We start from the raw sequence: 20497 nt of genomic DNA, 5'->3' as shown, positions 1-20497 counted from the left end.
TCCTGTCTGCGCCGTGCGGCGGGGCCCGGGCCTGCGCCCTACCGGCCCGCTTCCCGGGCGCTCTCCGCCTGCATCTGCTGCAGATGACGCAGGCAGTCGCCCGCCGATGCGTAGGCCCGGCGCAGGGAGGCATAGTCCGGTATCATGCGGGCCCGGCCACGGTGATAGGTGACCAGGGTCCCGGCAAAGGCGTCCACGTCTTCCGGGTCATGGCTGATGATGACGGCCGGGATGGCGAACGCGGCAAGGATCTCCTGTATCTCGCCGCGCAGGCGCTCGCGCAGCAGGGGATCGAGCGCGGAAAAGGGCTCGTCCAGCAAAAGGAGCGACGGACGCGTGCCCAGGGCCCGTGCCAGCGCCACACGCTGCTTCTGCCCGCCGGAAAGGTTGCCGGGATACAGGCGGGCCAGATGGGCGATGCCCAGGCGCTCCAGCAGATCCATGGCCCAGGCGCGCTGCTCCCTGGTCAGGCGCCAGGGCAGCAGCCCTGTCCCGGCATAGGCCACGTTGTGCAGCACGCTCAGATGCGGGAACAGGGCGTAATCCTGGAACATGTAGCCGATGCGCCTCCGCCGGGCAGGCACACAGATGCCCTGCCCACCGTCATAGAGGACGTTCCCGTCCACCACGATGCGCCCGGCATCGGGCCGCACCAGACCGGCAAGGCAATGCAGGGTCAGGGTCTTGCCCGAACCGGAGGCACCGAACAGGACAAGGGTACGGCTGTCTTCCGGCATCTCCAGATGGATGCCCAGATGGAAGGGGGCCGCCCGGCCGGGATCATCGAACGATTTTGTGATATCCAGAGAGATCATGCGCTGCGCCGCCTTCTTTTGTATTTGACCAGCACTTCGGCGGCCATGAGCAGCATCACGCACAGCCCGGAGGTCACCAGCACCAGCAGGGTCGCCAGGGCGTCGTTGCCCGCCTGGAAAGCATCGTAGATGGCCAGGGCCAGAGTCTGCGTCTTGCCGGGGATGTTGCCCGCCACCATCAGGGTGGCGCCGAACTCGCCCATGCCGCGGGCAAAGGCCAGCATGAGCCCGGCAAAGATGCCCTTCCAGGCCAGCGGCAGCGAAACGGTCAGCAGGATGCGCAGCTCCGAGGCGCCCAGGGTGCGTGCGGCGTTCTCCAGATGCGGGTCCACCTGTTCCAGGGCCGCCCGGGCGGATTTGTAGAGCAGCGGGAAGACCACCACGGTGGCGGCCACCACCGCCCCCTGCCAGGAAAAGATGAGCTGCAGGCCAAGATCCCGCAAGGCCGGGCCCAGCAGGCCGTTGCGGCCCACGACGAGGATCAGGTAATAGCCCAGCACCGTGGGCGGCAGGACAAGGGGCAGGGTGCACAGGGCATCCAGCAGGGCCGGCAGGGGACCGCGGCGCCGGGCCAGACGCCAGGCCACGAAGAGCGCGGCCAGAAAGGAGAGCGCGGTCGCGATGCCCGCCACCCGCAGGGAAAGCAGGAGCGGCCGCACAAGATCGGTAGGGACAAGGTATTCCATGCGGTATCCGGGAAACGATGCCGGGAGAGCCAGGACCGGCCGCCGGCAGGCAGAAGCAACCCGAGCTCCGGCCGCAGGCGGCACCGCCGGACCGGAGACATGCAGCGCAACGTGCCGGGCCCGGACATGCAGGAGTCGGGACATGTCCGGGCCCGGAGGGAACAGGACGGCGGCGCCCGCGACGCCGCCATCGGAATCTACGGCCTGGAGAAGCCGTAACGGGCCAGGATCGCCTGTCCTTCGGGAGAAAGGGCGAAATCCACGAACGCCTGGCCCATGGCAGCATTGCTGCCGGTGGTGGCTACGGCAATGGGATAGGTGACAGGCTTGTGGCCCGTGAGCGTCAGGCAGACATCGACCTTGTCGGCGCGCTGCCTGGCATCGGTGGCGTAGACGATGCCGGCATCGACTTCACCACGGGCCACGTAATCCAGGACCTGCCGCACGCTGTTGCCGTAGATGAAGGAGGGCTGGAGGGTCTCCCAGAGGCCGGCGCTCTTCAGGGCGTCACGCGTATAGCGGCCCACCGGCACGCTTTCGGGCGAACCCACGGCGATACGCCGGGCCTTTGTGAGATCGGCGAGGCTGTCGAACTTCTTGCCCTGGGCGGGCACGATGAGGACCACCGTGTTGCTGACGAAATTCCTGCGGCTTTCCGGCTTGATGAGCCGGGCTTTCTGGGCCTTGTCCATGGTCTCCTGGTCGGCGGAGGCGAACACGTCCACGGGCGCCCCTTCCTGCATCTGCTTGAGCAGCGGATTGGAAGCGGCAAAATTGGTGTGCACGGTCAGGCCCTGATGGGATTTTTCAAAAGCGGTCTTGAGCTCCGCGAAGGCATTGGTCAGGCTGGCCGCCGCGGAAACGGTCATCTCCCCGGCGGACGCCGTCACGGCCTGCCCGCAGCTGAAGGCCAGGACAAGGGCGGCCACGGCCAGGGACACGCTTTTGCTACAGGCGGAAAGCACTCGTTCGAACAACATACAAGCCTCCTTGGCTTTTTTATGTTCTTGTCATGATGCACTTTACGCGCCTGCTGGGGCAGGACAAGGCAGACACGGATTACACAAAAAGCGCGACAACTTGTAACATCTTATGATCCAAGTTATTTTAGGTATGCTTCAGGGAGGGTTTTTATGGTTTCCGCGCAAAAACGTGAAAAACTCAGTACGTTACTGCACAGTCTTGAGACGGAAGACAGGAAGTGGCTGCAGCAGAAGCTCATGCGCCAGGACAATGCCAGCCTGCTGCGTGACGAGAAGGGGCTGAGCGACCAGGAACTGCTGGCCGCCGAATCCTGGTACTGGCAGCAGTACGCCGAATCGTCCAGCATGCGGGCGCGCCGGGCCCACGCCCGTCTGTGGTGCATCTTCATGCTTTTGCGCTACGGCGGCCTGCGCCTGGTGGAAGCCCTCGCCCTGGAACTGAAGCACCTGGACTGGGGCACCGGCCTCATCCACATCCAGGGCGAACAGGCCCGGCAGGTCCCCCTGCCCGCCACCCATTGCCGCCGCCTGCGCCAGATGATGGAAGACCCCGCCCTGTTCGCGCCCAGCGGTCCCCTGCTCCGTTGTGATGCCAGCTATGTGCGCCGCAGCCTGCAGCAGTGCGGCAGCGCCTGCGGCCTGCCCGCGGGCCTGCTCAGCGCCCGCAGCCTGCGCCAGAGCCGCATCCTCGAGCTGCTCCGCCAGGGCCTTCCCTCCCCCGTGGCCGACATGTTCGCCGGGCGCAACCGGCGCCAGCAGTCCGGCAGCATCCGCTACAACCTCAAGGCAGCGCAGACCCTGCTGCGCGAGCACATCCAGCGTACCAGCGGCCTGCGCACCAGCGCCCGCAATGTCTTCCACGGCCGCATCGAGCACCTGCGGGCTTCGGGCATCATCGTCACCGTGGTCCTGTGCACGGCCGGCGGCCTGCGCGTCACGGCCATGATCACGGATGAAAGCTGCAAAAGCCTGGGGCTTTCCAGGGACATGCTCATCACCGCCAGCATCAAGGCCCCCTGGATCATCATCGAGCCCGACCAGGGCCAGGACAAGCCCCCCGTGGCCACACGCAACTGCTTCCGGGGCACGGTGGAACGCGTGCGCCAGGACGAGATGCTGGCCGAGATCCTGGTCAACCTGCCTGACGGCAGCCAGGCCTGCGCCCTGCATGTGCGCGGTGAAAGCCCCATCCCGCCGGTGGGCAGCAGCGTCTGGGTCATCTTCAAGGCCCTGTCCGTCATCCTGACCCTGGATTAGGACCGGGACGGGCCTTCCCTGCCATCTCCCTGACCGGAGCGCCCTGGAAGATGGAGGCCGGGAGGGGAACCCCTTCCGGGCCCGCTAACGGGGGCCTTCCTCCCAAAACTCCTGCCCCGGCAGCCAGACCCGGCAGGCATAGTGCTGGGGGATGCGCATCACTGCGGCCAGCGGCAGGGCCAGCCAGTGGCACAGCAGGGTGCGCAGCACGCCCGCGTGGCTGACCAGCAGCAAACAGTCGCCAGGATAACGGGCCTGCCAGCGGGCCACACAGGCCACGGCGCGGGCCTGCACGGCGGCAAAGCTCTCTCCCTGCGGCGGCGCGAAGCCCGCCATGTCCGCCCCCCGTGCCGCGTGGCCGCCCGGCCAGCGGGCCTCCACTTCGGCCACGGTCAGGCCTTCCCACAGCCCCAGCGATATCTCGCGCAGCCCCGCATCGGGGACAATGTCTATGGCATGGCCCCGGGCTTGGAAGACTTCCTGCACCAGCCGCGCGCTTTCCCGGCAGCGCCCCAGATCCGAACAGATGATATGCTGCGGCAAACAGGGACCAGAGCGGCCGATATTTCCTTCTGCCGGCGCCCCTTTCTCCGGCGCTCCTGCGATCGCCCCCTCCGCATGGCCGCCCTGCCCCGTGGCTGAGGTCACAAGCGTCGGCAGTCCGCCTTCCGTGCGGCAATCCGCCAGCAGGGCCCGGGCAGCCCGCCGTATCTGCTCCCGTCCCGCATCGGTCAGGGCGATGTCACGCGCGCCCACGAAACGCCGTTCCGGATTGGGCGGCAAAGCACCGTGCCGCAACAGCCAAAGCCCTGCCATGCTAGACCTCCCCTATCAGGGGGCACAGCGGCGTCCAGAGGGCGCGCCGGGCATCCAGCATATGCGCGCGCGTGTCGATGTCCGCCGCAGCCAGGGCTTCCCGCGCCAGCCGCGCGGGGTCACGGCCCAGCTCGGCGGCCAGTCGCCGTTCCAGGGCCAGGGCCCGGTCGCGCCGCCCTTCGATACCGGCCCGCGCTCCCGGATCGTCGCCGAATTCCTCCAGTTTCTGGGCAAAACGCTGGGCCACCGGCACCCAGATGCCGCCCCGGCAGTATTTGTCCGCCAGATAGACCAGCTCGTGCGCGCCCAGCCTCTTTTCCGCCGGGACGCTCTGATCCCGGTGGGCCGCCACGATGGCGGCCATGCGGGCCAGCCCGAGACGGGACAGCAGCCGCCCGCCGGCGGCCTCATGCCCGTGCATGCCCTTGCAGATATCGTGCGTCAGCCCGGAGGCCAGCGCCAAAGCCGTCTCCACGGGGGCCTCCTCTCCCCGGGCCTCCGCCAGGGCCGCGCACAGGGCTTCCGCCACCCGGCCCACGGCCAGCGCATGGCGCAGGCCCCGCTCCGGCACACCGGCCTGGAGCAGCAGGCCCTCGGCCTCGTCCCGTGTCAGGGCATCGTGGCAGGCGGCCATGCGCTGCAAGGTCGCATACTGTTCGGGGGTGTCCATATCCGGCAGCATGGCGGCATCGGCCACCGCTGCCTGACGGCAGGGAACGGCCGCCAGCGCGCCGCGCAGGCCGTCATGGCCGTCATGGGCAAGGATGGCGGGCACGAGGGAAAGGGGAAGGAACACGGGATGGCCCGGCTCGCCGCAGAACGCCGCCTGCAGGGCCGTGCCCGGCAGGACGTCCGCGGCCCGCAGCAGGGCCAGCAGGGTCAGGCTCCGGGTCAGGGGCACGTCCACAGGATGGACGAACACGCCGCCCTGCTCCGGCCCCACGCCATCCGCCCGGGCCTGTTCCAGCACGGCATGGAGCCCCCTGCAGAGGGACGAGAACATGCCGTCTTCCGGGCGCGGGTTACGGACCGCGCGCAGTCCCCAGCCGGGCGCCACCGGCTCCAGCAGGCCCGCATGGTGCCCGGTGACCACGAAGCGCCGCCCGCAAAACGCGTACATCCGGGCCAGACGCTCCAGAGCGCAGCACTCCCCGTCGGGGAAGGGCAGCGGCAGCAGGGCCTTGCACCGCCCCATGCGGGACGCCGCACCGGCAGCCAGTATCAAAGCGTAATGGCGCATGGCCTCCTCTCCTCGCTCCCGCCCTTGCGGGGGTGCGTCACCCGAAAATCCCGTCCATCGCACTCGATGCGCCCCAGCACCGGCCCCAGGCGCGGCAACGGGCTGCCGCAGGCACAGGGCCCGTCCAGCAGGCTGGCCATGTCGCCCGTGCGGTAGCGCAACAAGGGCATGGCCCGCCGCTGCAACGTGGTGATGACCAGCTCCCCGGTCTCGCCCGCAGGCAGGACCTCGCCCGTCACAGGATGGACTATCTCCAGCAGCAAGTCCAGGGCCCGCACATGCCGCCCTTCACGGCAGCGGCACTGCACGGCCCCGGCAAAGGCGCTCTCCGTGGAACCGTAATGATCCAGCACGGGGCAGTCCCAGCTCTGTTCCACCTGACGGCGCAGTCCGGGATCCAGCCAGTCGGCGGCGCACAGGGCGGCGCACAGGCCCGGCGGTGTCTGGGGGAAGGCCCGCCACAGGCATCCCATCTGGCGGGGCAGCAGCACGAGCGCCAGACCGGCGGGTGCCGTGGAGGCAAGGGCCTGCCAGGCCGTGCGGACAGCCTCCAAGCGGAGCGCCGCCCCTTCCGGGGCCTGTTCCGGCGCACACAGCAGCAGGTCGGCCAGTTCCATGCGGGCCGTCACGCGCACGCCCTGCGGCGCCAGGCTCCCGGCCAGCAGGTCAGTGATGCCCCGTGGACGGTGGGCGCCCGGCAGCAGCACGGCCACGAGCTGCCCTGCCGTGACCATCTGGGCCATGCCCACGGCAAAGAAATCCCGCGTGCGCGCCAGCTCGGCATCGCTGAAGGCCAGCCGCTTGGGCGCGCCCGTACTGCCGGAGGTGCTCACCGTGACCATGCGCGCCACCTCGTCGCGCGAGACACAGAGCAGGGCCTCGCCGGGGCGCAGGTCGTCGGCCGTGGTGAACGGCAGCTCCGCCAGCTCGGCAAGATCGCGCAGCGGACGAAGGCCCGCCGCGGACCAGCGCCCGGCCCCGGTCAGGCGTTGCCGGTACAGGGGACTGTGCGTCGCCATATGGCAAAGATCGGCATTGAGCAGTTCCAGCTGGCGGGCCCGCACGGCGGCGGCCAGCCCTTCGGGGCGCGTCGCGCCGCATTCCGCCGCCAGCCAGGCGTCCAGGCCCAAGGCGAAAGGCCCGGGACGTTCCAGGGCCTGCCGGACGGCCGGGGGCAGGAGCGGCGGCTCCTGTGCCGTACGCTGCACCGTCGCCGCGGGGCATGGGTCAGATGCCGTCATGACCGGTCTCCCCGCGGGCCAGACGCTGGGGATAGAGCATCCGGCCTTCCGTGGACGTAAGGTTGTGGAGACAGAAGGGGATCATGCGGCCGTCGGGACGCACCACATGGATGCAGCAGCCGCGCACCCGCTCCTCGTCCAGAGAGAGCGCGTCCTGAAAGGCCATGCAGGAAAGGGTGAAACGCTGTTCGGCCCCGGCACGGGCCAGGAAGCGGCCGAAGTCATCGGCCAGCGCCGCCCTGTCCTCGTCCCGGGGCCTGTCGCCACCGCGCCAGTGGCTGGCCACGAACTGCCGGGACTTGCGCGCCCCTTCAGCCGCCGGGATCGGCGCCTTGTCCACGGCAGGCCCGCAGCAGGAACGGGCCGCATCAGGCAGCCAGCGCAGGGAGGGGCTGCCGTCCGCCGCCTTTTCCCGTGCATACAGGGAACTGAAGGAACAGAGCGAATGCTCGCAGCCCGGCGGATGGAAGTGCTCCATGCGCAGCCACTGCGGGACCTGACGGCACAGGGCGGCCATCACATCGCTGAGGGTGAAGCGGAGTCCGTCCTCCAGCCGTCCGGGATAGCGGCCGAAACGGGCCACGGGCTGGATATGCAGGCCGCGTACACCGGGGCCCAGCTCCAGCGCCAGGCGCAGCAGGGCCCCCAGCCGGTCATCATTGACGCCCCGGACCACGGTGGCCACCAGCACCACGCCCAGACCGGCGTCCGTGCACTGTTCCACGGCCCGGCGTTTGACCGCCAGCAGATCCAGCCCCCCCGGCAGGGCCACGGCCCCCCGCAGGGGCAGACAGCCCTCCAGATCGGGGCTGTCCCATTGCAGATAGACGGAATCCAGCCCGGCTTCGCGCAATTTCCGGGCGTAGCCCGCTTCCAGGCCCAGGCGCAGGCCGTTGCTGTTGATCTGCAACAGGCCGAAGCCCCGTTCCCAGGCCATGCGGATGAGGGCGGGCAGATCGTCGCGCACGGTGGGCTCGCCGCCGGAAAGCTGGACATTGCAGCCCGGCGAGGCCCGGCGCAGGCTGTCCAGCTGGAAGGCCACGGTCTCCGGCGAAGGATCGTCGGGCACAGCGCCGCCGGCCGCCGCATAACAGACGGGACAGGCCATGTTGCAGCGCAGGGTCACTTCCACCAGGCCCGTGCAGGTATGCTGGGCATGGGCCGGACACAGGCCGCAGTCATAGGGACAGCCGTGCCGCACCGGCGTACGCGGCTCACGCGGGTACGACGGCGTTTTGGGCCGTGACCAGCCGTTGAAGCGCGGCGGCGTGACGCCCCCTTCCGTCCGTTCATGCCAGACGGCCACGGCAAAGGTGCCGTGCTCCGGGCAGGTACGCTCCAACAGCACGCTCTGCCCCCGCCGCACATACCGGGCATCCAGCCGCCGCAGGCAGACAGGGCACAGGCTCCGGGTCTCGTGCAGTATCTCCATGTCCACCTCAGGCATGGGCCATGAAATCCAGATCGTAGGTCTGGATGAGTTCCAGGATCTTTTCCCAGCATTCGGCCAGCAGGTCGCCGCAGGCCACGGGATCGGGCTCCGCGCTCCCCGCCGTGCGCGCCCCCAGCCCGGCCGCCACCTGGTCGCAGGAATGGCCGCCGTAGGCCGCCGTACGCTCATAGAACCAGCCGGCGTACTCATTGAGCATGGGGGCCAGCATGGGATGGGCCTCCTCGCCTTCCGCGCCCTTGCCCGCCAGCAGGGCCAGCACGCAGGCCCCGCCCGTGAGCAGGCCGCAGGGCCCGCCGGACTGGCCGATGCCGTGACAAAGGCCGTGCAGGGCCCGCACCAGATCCGGCACTTCCCTGCCCTGGGCCTGCAGCAGCTGCTGCACCAGCAGCTGGCTGCAGCAATAGCCCTGCCGCACCAGCGGCAAAAGATCCATCATCAGGGGATGCATCCTTCCTCCTTTTGCGCGATCCAGAGCGCATAACCGGGCCGGGCCGACGCTCCGCCGCAGCCGGGACCGCACAGGCCCCATTCCCGCAGGCTCTGCCTGTCGCCATACCAGACCAGCGCCGCGGCCAGACGGGCCAGGGCCGGGCTGGCATCCTCGAAATGCCGGACGGTGAAGCCCGCCTCTTCGCACAGCGCCGTCCAGCCCGCACGGGAGCGGGCCCCGGCCGCGCAGCCGGCGGGCTGCGGCATAAGGACGCGATCTTCCCCGCGCCGGTACAGGTCACTGCACGCCAGCAGGCCGCCCGGCCGCACGACGCGCCGTGCCTCCCGCAGCAGGGCCGCTGCGTCCGGCACTACGGACAGCACGCATTCGCACAAAATCATGTCCATCACGCTGTCCCGCAGGGGCAGGCCCGCGCAGGCATCGGCCACCAGATACGGCGATTCCCCGGTCGCGGCCGGAGCTTCCGCACGCCACTGGGGACGCAGCACGGTATCCAGGCCCCAGACCCGCCGCCCCTGCTGCCGCAGATGGCGCACACTGCCGCCGGGCCCGCAGCCCACGTCCAGGATGCGTCCCTCCGGCCCGGCATCATGCCAGCGCCGTCCCAGGACCAGCAGCCTGTCCGTGATCTCCGTCCCGCCGGGACGCCAGTGCTCGCCCGCGATGCGCCTGAATTCCGGCCGGGTGTAGAGCTGGCTCACTTGTCTTCCAGCAGGGCTTCCACTTCCAGCATCTTGCCCTCGGCCAGCGACTTGGGCACCATGGTCAGCCCGCATTGCGGACAGCGCGGCAGCATGACGTCAAAGGCGCTGTTGAGATAAAAGACCTGCACCTTGCCCTGTTCCAGCGGGCAGCCGCAGCGGCCGCAGGTCCAGCTGCCGCCGTCAGGTTCATAACTGGGACCGATACTCATATCACGCCTCCCCGCAGCAGCCGTTTTCCTGCACGCCGCCGCTGCCCGGCACGCGCATCCGGTGACACCAGGCATCATGCAGCAGCCAGCGCCCGCCGTCTTCCGTGTATTCCACCCAGAAGGTCACGTTGCGCGGCCGCCACGCGCCCAGGCGATGGCCGCTTTCCGCATCCACGAAATAGGCTTTTTCCGCTTCCACGGCCGCCACGGCCCCGTTCACATCTTCCAGCAGAATATGGCGGCGCTCCAGCTCTTCCAGCAGGCCGGGGATCAGGTCCAGCCGCCCGGCGGCCGGTTCGGCCGTCTCCTGCCCCAGCCAGACACGGGCCAGACGACGGCGCAAGGCCGCGCGGCGGGCACGCCGTTCCGAAAGGCCGGGGCCCTTTTCCGGCTCCAGACCGTGGGCCAGCGGGGCCAGCTGCGGCAGCAGGTCCAGCAGATGCAGCCCGGGCTTGCCGCTGCCCGCCAGACGGTCACGGCACATGATGCAGGAGCTGAGGGCCGCATGCGGCAGCCCCCCGGCCCGATGACCGGCCATGGCATCGGCCAGTTCAGGCTGGGCGCACCAGACCAGGCCGCCGTACCCGCAGCAGGCCGTCCTGTCGCGCCCCTGCGGCGGCTCTTCCGGGACCATGCCGGCCTTGCGTGCCAATGAACGCACGGCGTCCTGCCATGCCGTGTCGTGCCGGGCCGTGCAGGGATCCTGCATGGTCAGCGGCGTGCCCCCGTCCGCACCGCCGGGGACGCCTTCGGGCCACGGCAGGGCATCCAGCACCTCCCAGAGGGAAAGGGCGCGCGCCTCGGGCAGGGCCTCGCGCAGGACGGCGAGGCAGGACGAGCAGGCGGCCATGATCCGCGGCCTGCCCAGTTCCTCCCACTGCCGCCGCAATTCTTGCACCTGTCGGGCAAAAAGCGCTTCACGGCCGCCCCAGCGTGCCGGGATGCCGCAACAGCGCAGCAGCAGGCTCACGGGCCCGCGTTCCAGACCGGGGGCGAACTCGCCCTGCCCGGCCAGAGCCTCGCGCAGCCAGGCATAGAGGGCCTCCACCTGCTCCCCGCGCGAGGCCGCCAGCTGGCAGCCGGGGAAGAACAGCCAGCCGCCCTCCCCTCCCCTGATGCTCAGGGCGCATTCCGGGCCGCTGGCGGCTTCCATGTCCTCCAGCGCGAATTCATGGGCCGAAGGCGGCATGACGCCGCGATCCACCATGTCCTGCCGCGCGCTCAGGCAGAGCTCGGCCATGGAGAAATTCTCGGGGCACAGTTCCTCGCACTGCCCGCACAGGGCGCAGCCGTTGATGAGGTTGTTGGCCAGATGCAGGCCTTTGACGATGGCCGCATTGTTGTACATCTGGCGGGCGTAGACGCGGGGATAGCCCTTGTACTTCTGCAGATAGACGCAGGCCCTGACACAGACCAGACACTGGCATTGCAGGCAGCGGCCGGCCTCCTGCCGGGCCTCGGCCTCGGAATAGCCTTCCGCAGCGGGCAGGACCCGCTCCACCGGCGCGATACCGTCCAGCTCGGTGAACAGACTGCGGTCGTCCGTATCGCGGGCCGCGGTCAGGGACACACCGGCCACCAGGCGTTCCAGTGTCCGGGCAGCGCTCCTGCCCTGCCCCGCCTGCCGCGACGCGGACGCGAAACGGTGGCCCGTGGGCGTGACGCTGGCCCAGCCCGCACAGCAGATATTGTCCCGCCAGTGCAGGATCTGCGCGTCCATGCCGGATTCCGCGGGTGCCAGTTCCGGCAGGGCACCGGCATCCAGCAGGACGCCGTCGTATTCCCCGGCAGCCTGCTGCAGGCGGGCCGCATCCGTCATGACCTGTTCGAAGCGCACGCCCCGGCGGCCCAGGGCCTCCCATTCGGCATCCAGGGCGGCGGCCCCCGCCCCGGCCAGCACGGGCCAGCAGGCCAGCAGCTGCGCTTGGGGGGCGCCCGCATGGAAGACGGTCACGGGATAGCCCTTGCCGGCCAGATCCCAGGCACAGACCAGACCGGCCAGCCCGGCACCCATGACGGCGATGCGCTTCTGTTTGCGCGGCATGGGCAGGGAACGGGTCTGCACGCCCAGATGTTCCGTGCAGAAGATCTCCAGCCCGTGCAGGTTGACGGCGCCCCCCAGATCGCCGCGCAGGCATCCCTGCTCGCAGGGATGGTCGCAGATGCGGGCCAGCAGGCCCGGCAAGGGCAAATAACGCTCCAGCTGTTTGCGGGCGTCGCTCCAGCGGCCTTCGGCGGCATGGCCAAGGAAGGCACGCGCGTCCAGCCCCAGCGGACACAGGGACTGGCAACGGGGCGGGCGCTCCTGCGTGCAGCGGGATTCCACTTCATGCAGCGCGCTCTGGCAGTTCATGGAAATGCTCATGGGGACCTCGGGATGCCGGCGGGCAGGGGCCCCGCATCGTCACGCCCCATGAGGGAGACAGGCGACGGATACGGCACACGGCACGCCTGCGGCGGGCAGGAAAGGAAAAACGGTACAGGGCAAGACGGCATCCCTCCAGCAGGATGCCGTCAGCCTTGTCTGCATCTGGCGGGGGACCGGCGAACCGGCCCCCCGGACAGTCAGTGTTCCATTTACTTCTTGGGCATGGCCGCCAACACCTTTTCGGGGTACGCGGGCAGATGGGTCACGCGCGCGCCGCAGGCGTTGTAGATGGCGTTGATGATGGCCGGATGCGGGCCGCACAGCGGGATCTCGCCCGTGCCGGAGGCGCCGAAGGGGCCGTCAGGACGCGGGGTCTCCACGTAGATGAGCTCGAGGTCGTCCGGGATATCCTTGATGGTGGGGATACCGGCGCCGGCCATGGTGCTGTGCTTCTTGATGTCCTCGTAGTCTTCGGTAAGGGCCAGGCCGATGCCCTGGGCGATACCGCCATAGAGCTGGCCGTCGGTGATCAGACGGTTGACCACCTTACCGATGTCGGCCACCATGGTCATCTTTTCCACCTGCGTCTTGCCGGTGGCCACTTCCACAGCCACTTCGGCCATGAACAGGCCGTACATGTAGCAGCAGAAGGGTTCGCCCTGGCAGTTCTTGCCGCAGTCGCGGGCCGGGGCGGTCCACTTGCCGTCCTGATGCACGGCGCGGCCTTCGGCCTTCATTTCGTCATAGGTGTAGAAGCCGCCGTCAGGCTTGCGCATGGCTTCCACCAGCTGTTCGCAGGCCACGCGGATGGCGTTGCCGGTCATCACCTGGGAGCGGGAACCGCCGGCAGGACCGGAATTGGGGGTCTTGCTGGTGTCGTTCATGACCAGGCGGATCTTTTCCACAGGCAGGCCGATGGGACGCAGGGCCTCATGGGCGGTGCACTGCGCGCCGGAGTCGGCGCCCTGGCCGTGATCTTCCCAGGAGCTGCCGATGGTCACGGAGCCGTCGGGGTTCAGTTCGGCCCAGGCTTCGGAGGAGTCGGGGCCGTCCAGACCGGCGCCGTACACGGCAAGGGCCAGGCCCACGCCGCGCTTGACGGCATCGGTGGATTCGGCCTTGGCCCTGGCTTTGGCGGCCTCATACTTGGGACGCAGGGCCTTGAACATGGTGGGCAGATTCATGACCTCGGGCTTCTGGCCGGTGGGCGTGGTGTCGCCTTCCTTGTAGCAGTTGAGCTCGCGCAGGTCGAAGGGATCCATGCCCAGCTTTTCGGCCAGTTCGTCCATGAGCACTTCGGAGGGGAATTCCGATTCGGGACCGCCGTAACCGCGGAAAGCCGCGCCCCAGGCGTGGTTGGTGGCCACGGTACGGCCGTCGCCACGGATGTTGGGGATGCCGTAGCCCGCGCCGATGAACTGGGCACCGCGCAGGGTCAGCAGATCGCCGAATTCGGAGTACGGCCCGTGGTCACAGGTCCAGTCGGTCTCCATGGCCATGATCTTGCCGGTCTTCTTGTTGGCGGCCATGCGCACCTTGGTCCAGAAGGGCGAACGCTTGCCGGTGTACTGCTGTTGCTGCTGGTAGTTGTAGCGCAGGTGGCAGGGACGGCCGGTGGCCAGCACGGCCACGCCGATGAGGGCTTCCATGGTGGGGCTGAATTTGTAGCCGAAGGTGCCGCCGGTGGTGTTCTGCACCATGACCAGTTCTTCGGGGAATTTCACGCCCAGGCCAGGGGCGATCATCAGGGCATGCAGATGCAGGCCGATGGACTTGGAGTGGATCACCAGCTGGCCCTGCTCGTTCAGGTAGCCGTAACCCACGTCAGGTTCGATGTTCAGGTGCGGCTGACGCTGGGTGTAGAAGCTGTCTTCCACCACCACGTTTTCGGGATCGTCGAAGAAGGGCTTGGTGTCCTCGCCCTTTTCGATGTGGGGTTCATAATAGATGTTGGGCGTGCCGGGATGGATCTCGATGGCGTCGGGAGCCATGGCTTCGGGCGCGCTCATGTATTCGGGCAGCAGTTCCAGGTCGAACTTGACCTTGTCGGCGGCGGCGCGGGCGTGGGCCTCGCTGTCGGCGCAGACGATGGCCAGGGCGTCACCGTACTGGAACACCTTGGTGTCGTTGAGGATGGGACGGTCCCAGCCGTCGCCCTTGTTGTCGGCGAAGGTGATGAGGCCGGTGATGCGGTTCTTGCCCTTGACGTCCTTGTGGGTCAGCACGCGGACCACGCCGGGCATCTTTTCGGCTTCGGAGGTGTCGATGCCCTTGATGAGGGCGTGGGAGACCTTGGCCTGGGCCAGGGCCAGGTGCAGGGTGTCGGGCGGCATGTGCACGGCGGCGTCGGCGCCGTACTCGGCCAGGCCGGTCACCTTGACCAGGGCGCTGGGACGGGGCAGGCGCGAACCGAAGGCGCGGCCGTCGGCGGGCAGCTTGTAGCGCAGTTCTTCGATATCCTTGTCACCGCGCATGACGGCGGCGGCGTCCATGACGGCATCCACCAGGGGCTTGTAGCCGGTGCAGCGGCAGATATTGTGATGTTTCTGGAACCAGTCGCGCACTTCTTCACGGCTGGGGGCGGGGTTGGAGTCCAGCAGGGCCTTGGCGGACACGATGAAGCCGGGCGTACAGAAACCGCACTGGGCCGCACCGTGGAACATCCAGGATTCCTGGAGGGGATGGAGGTTGGCGGGGGTCCCCACGCCTTCCAGGGTGGTGACCTGGGCCTGGTCGGGCACGCGGCGCATCTTGACGATGCAGGCGCGGGAGACCTTGCCGTCGAGGATCACGGAGCAGGCGCCGCACTGGCCCTGCCCGCAACCGACCTTGACGCTGGTGATCTGCAGCTGGTTGCGCAGCACGTCAACGAGAAGGGTGTCGGAATCCACCAGGACCTGACGGGGAATGCCATTGACCACAAGCGTTTTCGTTTCCATATGCGACTCCTAGAAACGGCTTGCAAGTTGAGACGGTCGCTGCCGCGCCGTCTATTTTCCAAACGGACAGACGGGATAGCGGCATTCGCCACAGCCGGAGCAGAAGCCCCCGTGGCCCATGCCGGCGATATCCCCGGCCGTCACCTCCAGTCCGGCCAGAAGGCGCGGGACTACGAGTTCGAAGATGCTGGCCTTGTAATACATGACGCAGCCGGGCAGCCCCAGCACGGGGACGCGGCCGTGTGCCGTGGGCACATAGCCCAGCAGGAACATGGCCCCGGGGTAGACCGGTGCGCCATAGCTCACCACCTGCGCGCCAGCGGCACGGATGGAAGCGGGGGTCTTGTCGTCAGGGTCCACGGACATGCCCCCGGTCACCACCACCATGTCGGCTCCCTGTCGGATGAAGCCGCTGATGGCTGACGAGGTCATCTCCACATCATCACTGGTGAAGACCTGATCCATGACGGTGCATTCAAGGCGGGCGAACTTGTCCCGAAGCACAGGGCCGAAGGCATCCTTGATGCGGCCCGTGTAGACTTCGCTGCCGGTAGTGACGATGCCTACCTTGAACTTTTGCAGGGGCAGGACCTCGACCACGGGACGGGAGGCCAGCTGCTCGAGGGCCACGATCTTGCTTTCCTCGATGAGCAGGGGCACCACGCGGGTGCCTGCCAGGTTTTGTCCCGGCCTGACCTGCTGCATGCTGTGCAGCGTGGCCAGGGTGATCTCTCCCAACGAATTGATGCGGGTCAGCGTGGGGACATCCACCCGCAGGAGGCCCATACAGGACGCCGAATAGTTGATGCGCCCCTCCTTGGGCTCGCTCAGCGTGATGTTGGCCCCGGCCGTGGCGGCCGCGATGCGCCGGGCGGCTTCATTCTCATGCAGCACGCCCTCCTGCGGCTCGTACACATACAGATGCTCTTTGCCCACCTCCAGAAGGGTCGGGATGTCTTCCTCCCTCACGATATGCCCCTTGCGGAACACGGGCCCCTTGTCCCCTCCGGGCACGATCCTGGTGATATCGTGACAGAGGACGCTGCCGACAGCGTCCTTGACGTGAATGGTTTTCATGGCAGCAGCTTTCATTGTCTCTCCTGAACAAACTATGAGATACAGCCAAGAAATACCAGCTTTTCATAAAAAGTGCAAAGAAAAACCACATAAAATAAAGCGGCTTGCCAGACTGCGGCATGGTGCACGCTTTTGGGGGGATTTCCGGCGGCAGGTCACGCTTTATGCTTTTCTGGTGATGAAAATGCGCCTTGCGGGCGTCACCTGTGAAAATGCGGCCCCGCCATGAACGAAAAGGCCGGAGCCTTTGGGGCTCCGGCCTTGCCGCTCGCGGGGGAGATGTCCTGCTAGATGCGCAGGCTGTCGCGGATGTCTTCCAGACGGTTCTTGGTGAACATCAGATAGGAGATGATGAGTTCGCCGGAGTTGAAGGACGAGGTGATGTACATGGGATCATAGGTACAGATGTCGTCCATGAACTGCATGGCGGCGGCCATGTTCTCGGCGTTGTTCTTCTGGGCGATCTCGGGATACAGGTCGTACAGGGCCTTCACGAAGTCGCGGATGACCAGCACCATGCCCTGCACTTCGTAGATGCGGTTGTCCAGGGTGTAGAAGGGGATGTCCTGGGCATCGGCCAGCAGGCCCAGAGCGTAGCCCAGCATGTTCTCGCCCACCACCGTGTTCAGGGCCGCGTACAGGTCGTCAGTGCGGCAATTGTAGGTGCCCTTGCCGGTATCCAGGGACTTTTTGTAGTCCTCCACCTGCTTCAGGGCCTTCTTGTAGGAGCCTTCCGCCGAGGGGAACATGAAGCTGCGCGGGTCCACGGCAAAGCCGTTGAGACGGGCCTGGTACAGGAACTCGCTTTCGCGGTCATTGGAACCCAGCTTGGCGATCTGGGTGGAGTACAGGTCCATGAGCACGCGCGTGGCATGGTAGACGCCGTACTGGCGGTAGGCGCGGTTATCCAGCACGAAGCGGTTGAAGATGATGTCGTTCATGGTCCAGCCGAAGGTGGAGCCCATCTCGCGGCGCAGCTGGTTGGTGATGGAATCCACCAGCAGCTTGCCCTTGTCGTTCTCGCTCAGGTTCGCGGTCTCGCCCACGCTGTAGGCCTGGGGGAATTTCTTGGTATCGATGACTCCGTAGAATGCCTGGCTGCCCCAGACCAGCACCAGCAGGCCCACGAAAAGGCATACCTGGATGCCCAGGGTCTTGGCCACCACACGGGCCTTGTCAAACATATGCATGTCCGTCAGTTTCATGTCGTCCTCGCAGGAGTGAAAATTTCATTCTTTTTATGGCAGGATGTATTCCCATACAAAAAAATGGGCAAAACGGCCTTTCCGTACCGGTATGGCCGGTCCATCGGCCGCCGCACCCTTAACGCTCTAGCAGCACAGGCGTCAGCCAGCCGTCAGGATGCTTTTTTCAGAGATAATCCCGCCCGGGCAGCGGTCAAGATGCCGGGGCCAGCGGCACGGCATCAGGGCCCTGCCGCACGCAAAAGGGGAAGAGCCCCCGCCCCCGGCCGGAACCCTTCCCCTGTCATGGCATCCCGTCACCCGTGATCTAGGGCAGCAGGGTCACTTCGTACATATTGTCCACCAGCAGATACTTGCGGGCGACATCACGCAGCTGTTCCGGCGTCACCTTGGCGGCCTTTTCCAGCAAAAGCTTCTGGAAGTCCTGGGGCTGGCCCAGCAAACGCTCGCCCGCGGCCTCGTCGGCCCGCGCTCCCAGGCTCTGGCGGCCACGATAATAGCTGCCTTCCATGCGGTTCAGGCCCTTGGCCAGCAGCCCGGCAGGCAGCAGCTCGGTCTTGATGTCCTTGATGATGGCGCTGAAGCCCTGCCGGGCCACATCCAGATTGCGGGGCGTGGTCCCGATATAAAAAGCCATGAAACCGGCTTCGGGCAGGCTGCGGTAAAAGGCCGTCACCGTGTAGCCCAGGCCCTGCTCGTCACGCAACTTGTTGAACAGCAGGCCGCTCTGGCCGGAAAGCACGGATTCCAGCAGCATGAGCGCCGGAGCGTCGGGATGGTCCAGCGGCACGGCATGGAAGGCCAGCAGCAGATGGGCCTGCTGGCGGCCGGGCAGGGACAGGGGCAGACGCTTGTCGGCGCCCCAGGCCGGCTGGGGCACTTCCACGGCAGGCGCGGTGGGCACGGGCAGGCTGCGGGCAAAAGCCAGCACCTTTTCCCGGTCAAAGTCCCCGGCCACGGAAAGGATCCACGGCTGGGCATTCTGCTGCTTCCAGAAGGCCTGTACATCCCCGGGGCCGAAACGGTCCTGGTTCTCCGCCGTGCCCAGGCCGTCGAAGCCGTAAGGCTGGCCGCCGGGGAAGAGGAAGCCGTTGATCCTGGAGCCCATGAAGCTCATGGGGTTGTCCTGACGGCGCACCAGGGCCGCCTTCAGCGTATCGGCCTGGCGGCGCACGTCCTTTTCGGCAAAGGTGGGCTTGTGCAGCAGGTCGCCCAGCAGGGCGAAGTAATCGGCATTGAAGCGGGCCGGGCCCGTCAGGGAAACAGTGAAGCTCTGCACGCCCGCCGAGGCACTCAGGGAGGCGGCGCGTTCGGCCACGAAGCGTTCCATGGCGTCCAGGTCACGCGTGCCGCAACCGTCGGTCAGGGTGGCGGCCGTGAGCTGGGCCAGGCCCTGGTCGGCCGGCTTGAGCAGCGCGTTGCCGCCGGGGCGCAGGATCTCCAGCGACACATAGGGGATGGTGCGGTCCGGCTGCAGGATCACGGTACGGCCCTGCCCCAGATCGACGATCTCGCGCTTGCCCGCCTTTTCCACGGCGGTAGCGGCCTTCTGCCGCTCCACCGCAGGCGCGGGCCAGTTGCGCTGCAAGATGGCGTCCAGATCGGGCAGCTGGGCCTTTTCGGGGGCCAGCACGCGCACGCGCACCTGGTCGGGGCGCAGCCAGAGGTCCTGGGCCTGGCGCAGGCGCGCGCCGTCCACAGCGGCCAGCGCATGCCGCACATTGGCTTCGCCCTGCGGCCCGCCCAGCTCGAACTGCACCGTGGCCTTCCACGAGGTAAGGCCGTCCAGGGTCTCGCCGGCGCGGTCCATGCCGTCCTCATAGTTGAAGCGGGCCCGCTCGATGACGTCGGGCGTGATCTTGCCGGCGTCTAGCGCGGCCAGGTCGCGGGTGAACTCCTGCCAGAAGGGCTCCACCTTGTCCGCATCCAGCTGGGCGACCATGTAGAACAGGCCGGCACGGTTGAGGCTCATGTTGCCCACGCTGATGCTGTCCACCAGCTGCTTCTCGTAACGGTACTTGCGGTAGAACTGCGAGGTGCCGTCACCGCCCAGCGCGTAGGCCAGCACGTCCAGGTCGATGGAGCGCTGGTCGCCCAGGGCGGGGGCAGGCAGGGCGATGCCCAGATAGACCTTGTTCCACGGCCCGCGCGTCACCTCGACGCGGGGACCGCCCGCGGCGCCTTCCAGCTGCACGGGTGCGGGCGCGGGCAGGACGGTGTCGTTCTTCAGGTCGCCGAACAGCTCTTCGGCGTAGGCCAGCACGGCCTTGGGATCGATGTCGCCGGCCACCAGCAGCATCATGTTCTGGGGCTGGTACCAGGTGCGGATATAGGCCCGCAGATCGTCCGCGGTCACGGCGCGGATGGTCTTTTCAAAGCCGATGATGGGACGTCCGTAGACCGTATGGGCCAGACCGGCCACCTGCAGGTCCTCGAACAGGCGGCGGGTGGGCGTGTCGTCACCGCCCTTGAGCTCGGAAACGATGACGTCCTTTTCCGCCTCCAGCTCGGCCGGATCCAGCGAGGGATGGAAGGCCATGTCCTTGACCACGTCCATGCCCGTCTTCCAGTGCCTGGCGGGCATGTCGGTGATGTACCAGGTCTTGTCGAAGCTGGTGGCCGCGTTGAGGTAACCGCCCAGGGATTCCACATCCCGGGCCACCTGCCCCTTGGGACGCTTTTCCGTTCCCTTGAAGACCATATGCTCCAGCACATGGCTGATGCCCGCCTGCCCGGCGGTCTCGTTGGCGGAACCCGTGCCCACATAGAGGCGCGTGCAGACCAGCGGGAAGCGGCTGTCCCGGATGATGTAGACCGTCAGGCCGTTCTTGAGACGGACGAGCATGGTGTCGTTACCAAGGGTTGAAGGATTGGCCGGGGCGGCCTGCGGCGCGGCAGCGGCGAGCTGCGGCAGCAGCAGGATCCCCAGCAGAAGGATGGGCAATGCATGGCGAAAAATGCGCAGCATGAGTACTCCTTATGAAGGGTTGCGGATGTCTCCGGCCCCTCCGAAGACATCCGGGGACAGCGTGGACCGGTCCCCCTGCCTGGCG

17 protein-coding genes are annotated in these 20497 nt (G+C 67.5%); 2 read left to right on the top strand and 15 right to left on the bottom strand.

The genetic code is table 11. The annotated features are described in order from the left end of the window. Positions 1 to 38: 38 nt before the first annotated feature. The 3 genes from DESPIGER_RS00700 to modA form a co-directional block, all read right to left on the bottom strand. Positions 39 to 815 carry an ATP-binding cassette domain-containing protein gene (locus DESPIGER_RS00700; protein WP_072331729.1) on the bottom strand — a complete coding sequence of 259 codons (777 nt, stop codon included), beginning with the start codon at positions 813 to 815 and terminating at the stop codon, positions 39 to 41. Beyond that, positions 812 to 1501: a molybdate ABC transporter permease subunit gene (gene modB, locus DESPIGER_RS00695; protein ID WP_072331726.1), complete on the bottom strand. Its 690-nt coding sequence runs from the start codon at positions 1499 to 1501 to the stop codon at positions 812 to 814. Before modB ends, DESPIGER_RS00700 begins: the two co-directional genes overlap by 4 nt. Positions 1502 to 1698: 197 nt before the next feature. Then, positions 1699 to 2481 carry a molybdate ABC transporter substrate-binding protein gene (gene modA / locus DESPIGER_RS00690; RefSeq protein WP_156831596.1) on the bottom strand — a complete coding sequence of 261 codons (783 nt, stop codon included), beginning with the start codon at positions 2479 to 2481 and terminating at the stop codon, positions 1699 to 1701. A 153-nt stretch (positions 2482 to 2634) separates the two neighbouring features. Between modA and DESPIGER_RS00685 the strand changes: the two genes are divergently transcribed. Next, on the top strand, positions 2635 to 3741 hold the full coding sequence (locus tag DESPIGER_RS00685) for a TOBE domain-containing protein (RefSeq protein WP_072331723.1): 1107 nt from the start codon (positions 2635 to 2637) through the stop codon (positions 3739 to 3741). Positions 3742 to 3825: 84 nt separating this feature from the next. Here the strand turns inward: DESPIGER_RS00685 and DESPIGER_RS13045 are convergent, their stop codons facing one another. From DESPIGER_RS13045 to DESPIGER_RS00635, 10 genes are all read right to left on the bottom strand, one after another. After that, positions 3826 to 4557, bottom strand: a complete 732-nt coding sequence (locus DESPIGER_RS13045; protein ID WP_072331721.1) for a histidine phosphatase family protein — start codon at positions 4555 to 4557, stop codon at positions 3826 to 3828. A gap of 1 nt (position 4558) precedes the next feature. Further along, a complete protein-coding gene (locus tag DESPIGER_RS00675; RefSeq protein ID WP_072331718.1) occupies positions 4559 to 5797 on the bottom strand; it encodes a DVU_1551 family NTP transferase in 1239 nt (412 codons plus the stop codon). After that, positions 5779 to 7038: a DVU_1553 family AMP-dependent CoA ligase gene (locus DESPIGER_RS00670; protein WP_083575228.1), complete on the bottom strand. Its 1260-nt coding sequence runs from the start codon at positions 7036 to 7038 to the stop codon at positions 5779 to 5781. The genes DESPIGER_RS00675 and DESPIGER_RS00670 overlap by 19 nt, the downstream gene beginning before the upstream one ends. After that, positions 7025 to 8485: a radical SAM (seleno)protein TrsS gene (gene trsS, locus DESPIGER_RS00665; protein WP_231927592.1), complete on the bottom strand. Its 1461-nt coding sequence runs from the start codon at positions 8483 to 8485 to the stop codon at positions 7025 to 7027. The genes DESPIGER_RS00670 and trsS overlap by 14 nt, the downstream gene beginning before the upstream one ends. Beyond that, the gene (locus DESPIGER_RS00660; RefSeq protein ID WP_072331715.1) at positions 8478 to 8939 is read right to left on the bottom strand and encodes a DVU_1555 family C-GCAxxG-C-C protein; all 462 of its coding nucleotides are present in this window, start codon (positions 8937 to 8939) and stop codon (positions 8478 to 8480) included. The genes trsS and DESPIGER_RS00660 overlap by 8 nt, the downstream gene beginning before the upstream one ends. Next, positions 8927 to 9643 carry a DVU_1556 family methyltransferase gene (gene trsM / locus DESPIGER_RS00655; RefSeq protein ID WP_072331712.1) on the bottom strand — a complete coding sequence of 239 codons (717 nt, stop codon included), beginning with the start codon at positions 9641 to 9643 and terminating at the stop codon, positions 8927 to 8929. Before trsM ends, DESPIGER_RS00660 begins: the two co-directional genes overlap by 13 nt. Then, positions 9640 to 9855, bottom strand: a complete 216-nt coding sequence (locus tag DESPIGER_RS00650; protein WP_072331709.1) for a DVU_1557 family redox protein — start codon at positions 9853 to 9855, stop codon at positions 9640 to 9642. Before DESPIGER_RS00650 ends, trsM begins: the two co-directional genes overlap by 4 nt. A 1-nt stretch (position 9856) precedes the next feature. Beyond that, on the bottom strand, positions 9857 to 12220 hold the full coding sequence (locus DESPIGER_RS00645) for a pyridine nucleotide-disulfide oxidoreductase/dicluster-binding protein (protein WP_231927591.1): 2364 nt from the start codon (positions 12218 to 12220) through the stop codon (positions 9857 to 9859). Between the two features lie 212 nt (positions 12221 to 12432). Then, positions 12433 to 15162 (bottom strand): molybdopterin-dependent aldehyde oxidoreductase, encoded by a 2730-nt coding sequence (locus DESPIGER_RS00640; protein ID WP_072331707.1) that lies wholly within the window; start codon positions 15160 to 15162, stop codon positions 12433 to 12435. Between the two features lie 51 nt (positions 15163 to 15213). Further along, positions 15214 to 16239 (bottom strand): molybdopterin-binding protein, encoded by a 1026-nt coding sequence (locus DESPIGER_RS00635; RefSeq protein WP_231927590.1) that lies wholly within the window; start codon positions 16237 to 16239, stop codon positions 15214 to 15216. On the opposite strand from DESPIGER_RS00635, the gene DESPIGER_RS12745 reads away from it, so the two are divergent. After that, on the top strand, positions 16238 to 16468 hold the full coding sequence (locus tag DESPIGER_RS12745) for a hypothetical protein (RefSeq protein ID WP_156831595.1): 231 nt from the start codon (positions 16238 to 16240) through the stop codon (positions 16466 to 16468). The genes DESPIGER_RS00635 and DESPIGER_RS12745 overlap by 2 nt on opposite strands. Positions 16469 to 16526: 58 nt before the next feature. Here DESPIGER_RS12745 and DESPIGER_RS00630 read toward each other — a convergent pair whose 3' ends face one another. After that, the gene (locus DESPIGER_RS00630) at positions 16527 to 17444 is read right to left on the bottom strand and encodes a DUF2333 family protein (protein ID WP_072331700.1); all 918 of its coding nucleotides are present in this window, start codon (positions 17442 to 17444) and stop codon (positions 16527 to 16529) included. Positions 17445 to 17751: 307 nt separating this feature from the next. Next, positions 17752 to 20412: a M16 family metallopeptidase gene (locus DESPIGER_RS00625; RefSeq protein ID WP_072331697.1), complete on the bottom strand. Its 2661-nt coding sequence runs from the start codon at positions 20410 to 20412 to the stop codon at positions 17752 to 17754. Positions 20413 to 20497 lie beyond the last annotated feature (85 nt).

The sequence above is a fragment of the Desulfovibrio piger genome (assembly GCF_900116045.1).
GTDB lineage: Bacteria > Desulfobacterota > Desulfovibrionia > Desulfovibrionales > Desulfovibrionaceae > Desulfovibrio > Desulfovibrio piger_A.
This window is presented reverse-complemented; position numbering and strand designations above follow the sequence as displayed.

What these genes read in the sequence shown, in the direction of transcription:
- DESPIGER_RS00700 (WP_072331729.1), bottom strand. Translation starts at nt 815, where the DNA reads ATGATCTCTCTGGATATCACAAAATCGTTCGATGATCCCGGCCGGGCG.
- modB (WP_072331726.1), bottom strand. Translation starts at nt 1,501, where the DNA reads ATGGAATACCTTGTCCCTACCGATCTTGTGCGGCCGCTCCTGCTTTCC.
- modA (WP_156831596.1), bottom strand. Translation starts at nt 2,481, where the DNA reads ATGTTGTTCGAACGAGTGCTTTCCGCCTGTAGCAAAAGCGTGTCCCTG.
- DESPIGER_RS00685 (WP_072331723.1), top strand. Translation starts at nt 2,635, where the DNA reads ATGGTTTCCGCGCAAAAACGTGAAAAACTCAGTACGTTACTGCACAGT.
- DESPIGER_RS13045 (WP_072331721.1), bottom strand. Translation starts at nt 4,557, where the DNA reads ATGGCAGGGCTTTGGCTGTTGCGGCACGGTGCTTTGCCGCCCAATCCG.
- DESPIGER_RS00675 (WP_072331718.1), bottom strand. Translation starts at nt 5,797, where the DNA reads ATGCGCCATTACGCTTTGATACTGGCTGCCGGTGCGGCGTCCCGCATG.
- DESPIGER_RS00670 (WP_083575228.1), bottom strand. Translation starts at nt 7,038, where the DNA reads ATGACGGCATCTGACCCATGCCCCGCGGCGACGGTGCAGCGTACGGCA.
- trsS (WP_231927592.1), bottom strand. Translation starts at nt 8,485, where the DNA reads ATGCCTGAGGTGGACATGGAGATACTGCACGAGACCCGGAGCCTGTGC.
- DESPIGER_RS00660 (WP_072331715.1), bottom strand. Translation starts at nt 8,939, where the DNA reads ATGCATCCCCTGATGATGGATCTTTTGCCGCTGGTGCGGCAGGGCTAT.
- DESPIGER_RS00650 (WP_072331709.1), bottom strand. Translation starts at nt 9,855, where the DNA reads ATGAGTATCGGTCCCAGTTATGAACCTGACGGCGGCAGCTGGACCTGC.
- DESPIGER_RS00645 (WP_231927591.1), bottom strand. Translation starts at nt 12,220, where the DNA reads ATGAGCATTTCCATGAACTGCCAGAGCGCGCTGCATGAAGTGGAATCC.
- DESPIGER_RS00640 (WP_072331707.1), bottom strand. Translation starts at nt 15,162, where the DNA reads ATGGAAACGAAAACGCTTGTGGTCAATGGCATTCCCCGTCAGGTCCTG.
- DESPIGER_RS12745 (WP_156831595.1), top strand. Translation starts at nt 16,238, where the DNA reads ATGGCAGCAGCTTTCATTGTCTCTCCTGAACAAACTATGAGATACAGC.
- DESPIGER_RS00635 (WP_231927590.1), bottom strand. Translation starts at nt 16,239, where the DNA reads ATGAAAACCATTCACGTCAAGGACGCTGTCGGCAGCGTCCTCTGTCAC.
- DESPIGER_RS00630 (WP_072331700.1), bottom strand. Translation starts at nt 17,444, where the DNA reads ATGAAACTGACGGACATGCATATGTTTGACAAGGCCCGTGTGGTGGCC.
- DESPIGER_RS00625 (WP_072331697.1), bottom strand. Translation starts at nt 20,412, where the DNA reads ATGCTGCGCATTTTTCGCCATGCATTGCCCATCCTTCTGCTGGGGATC.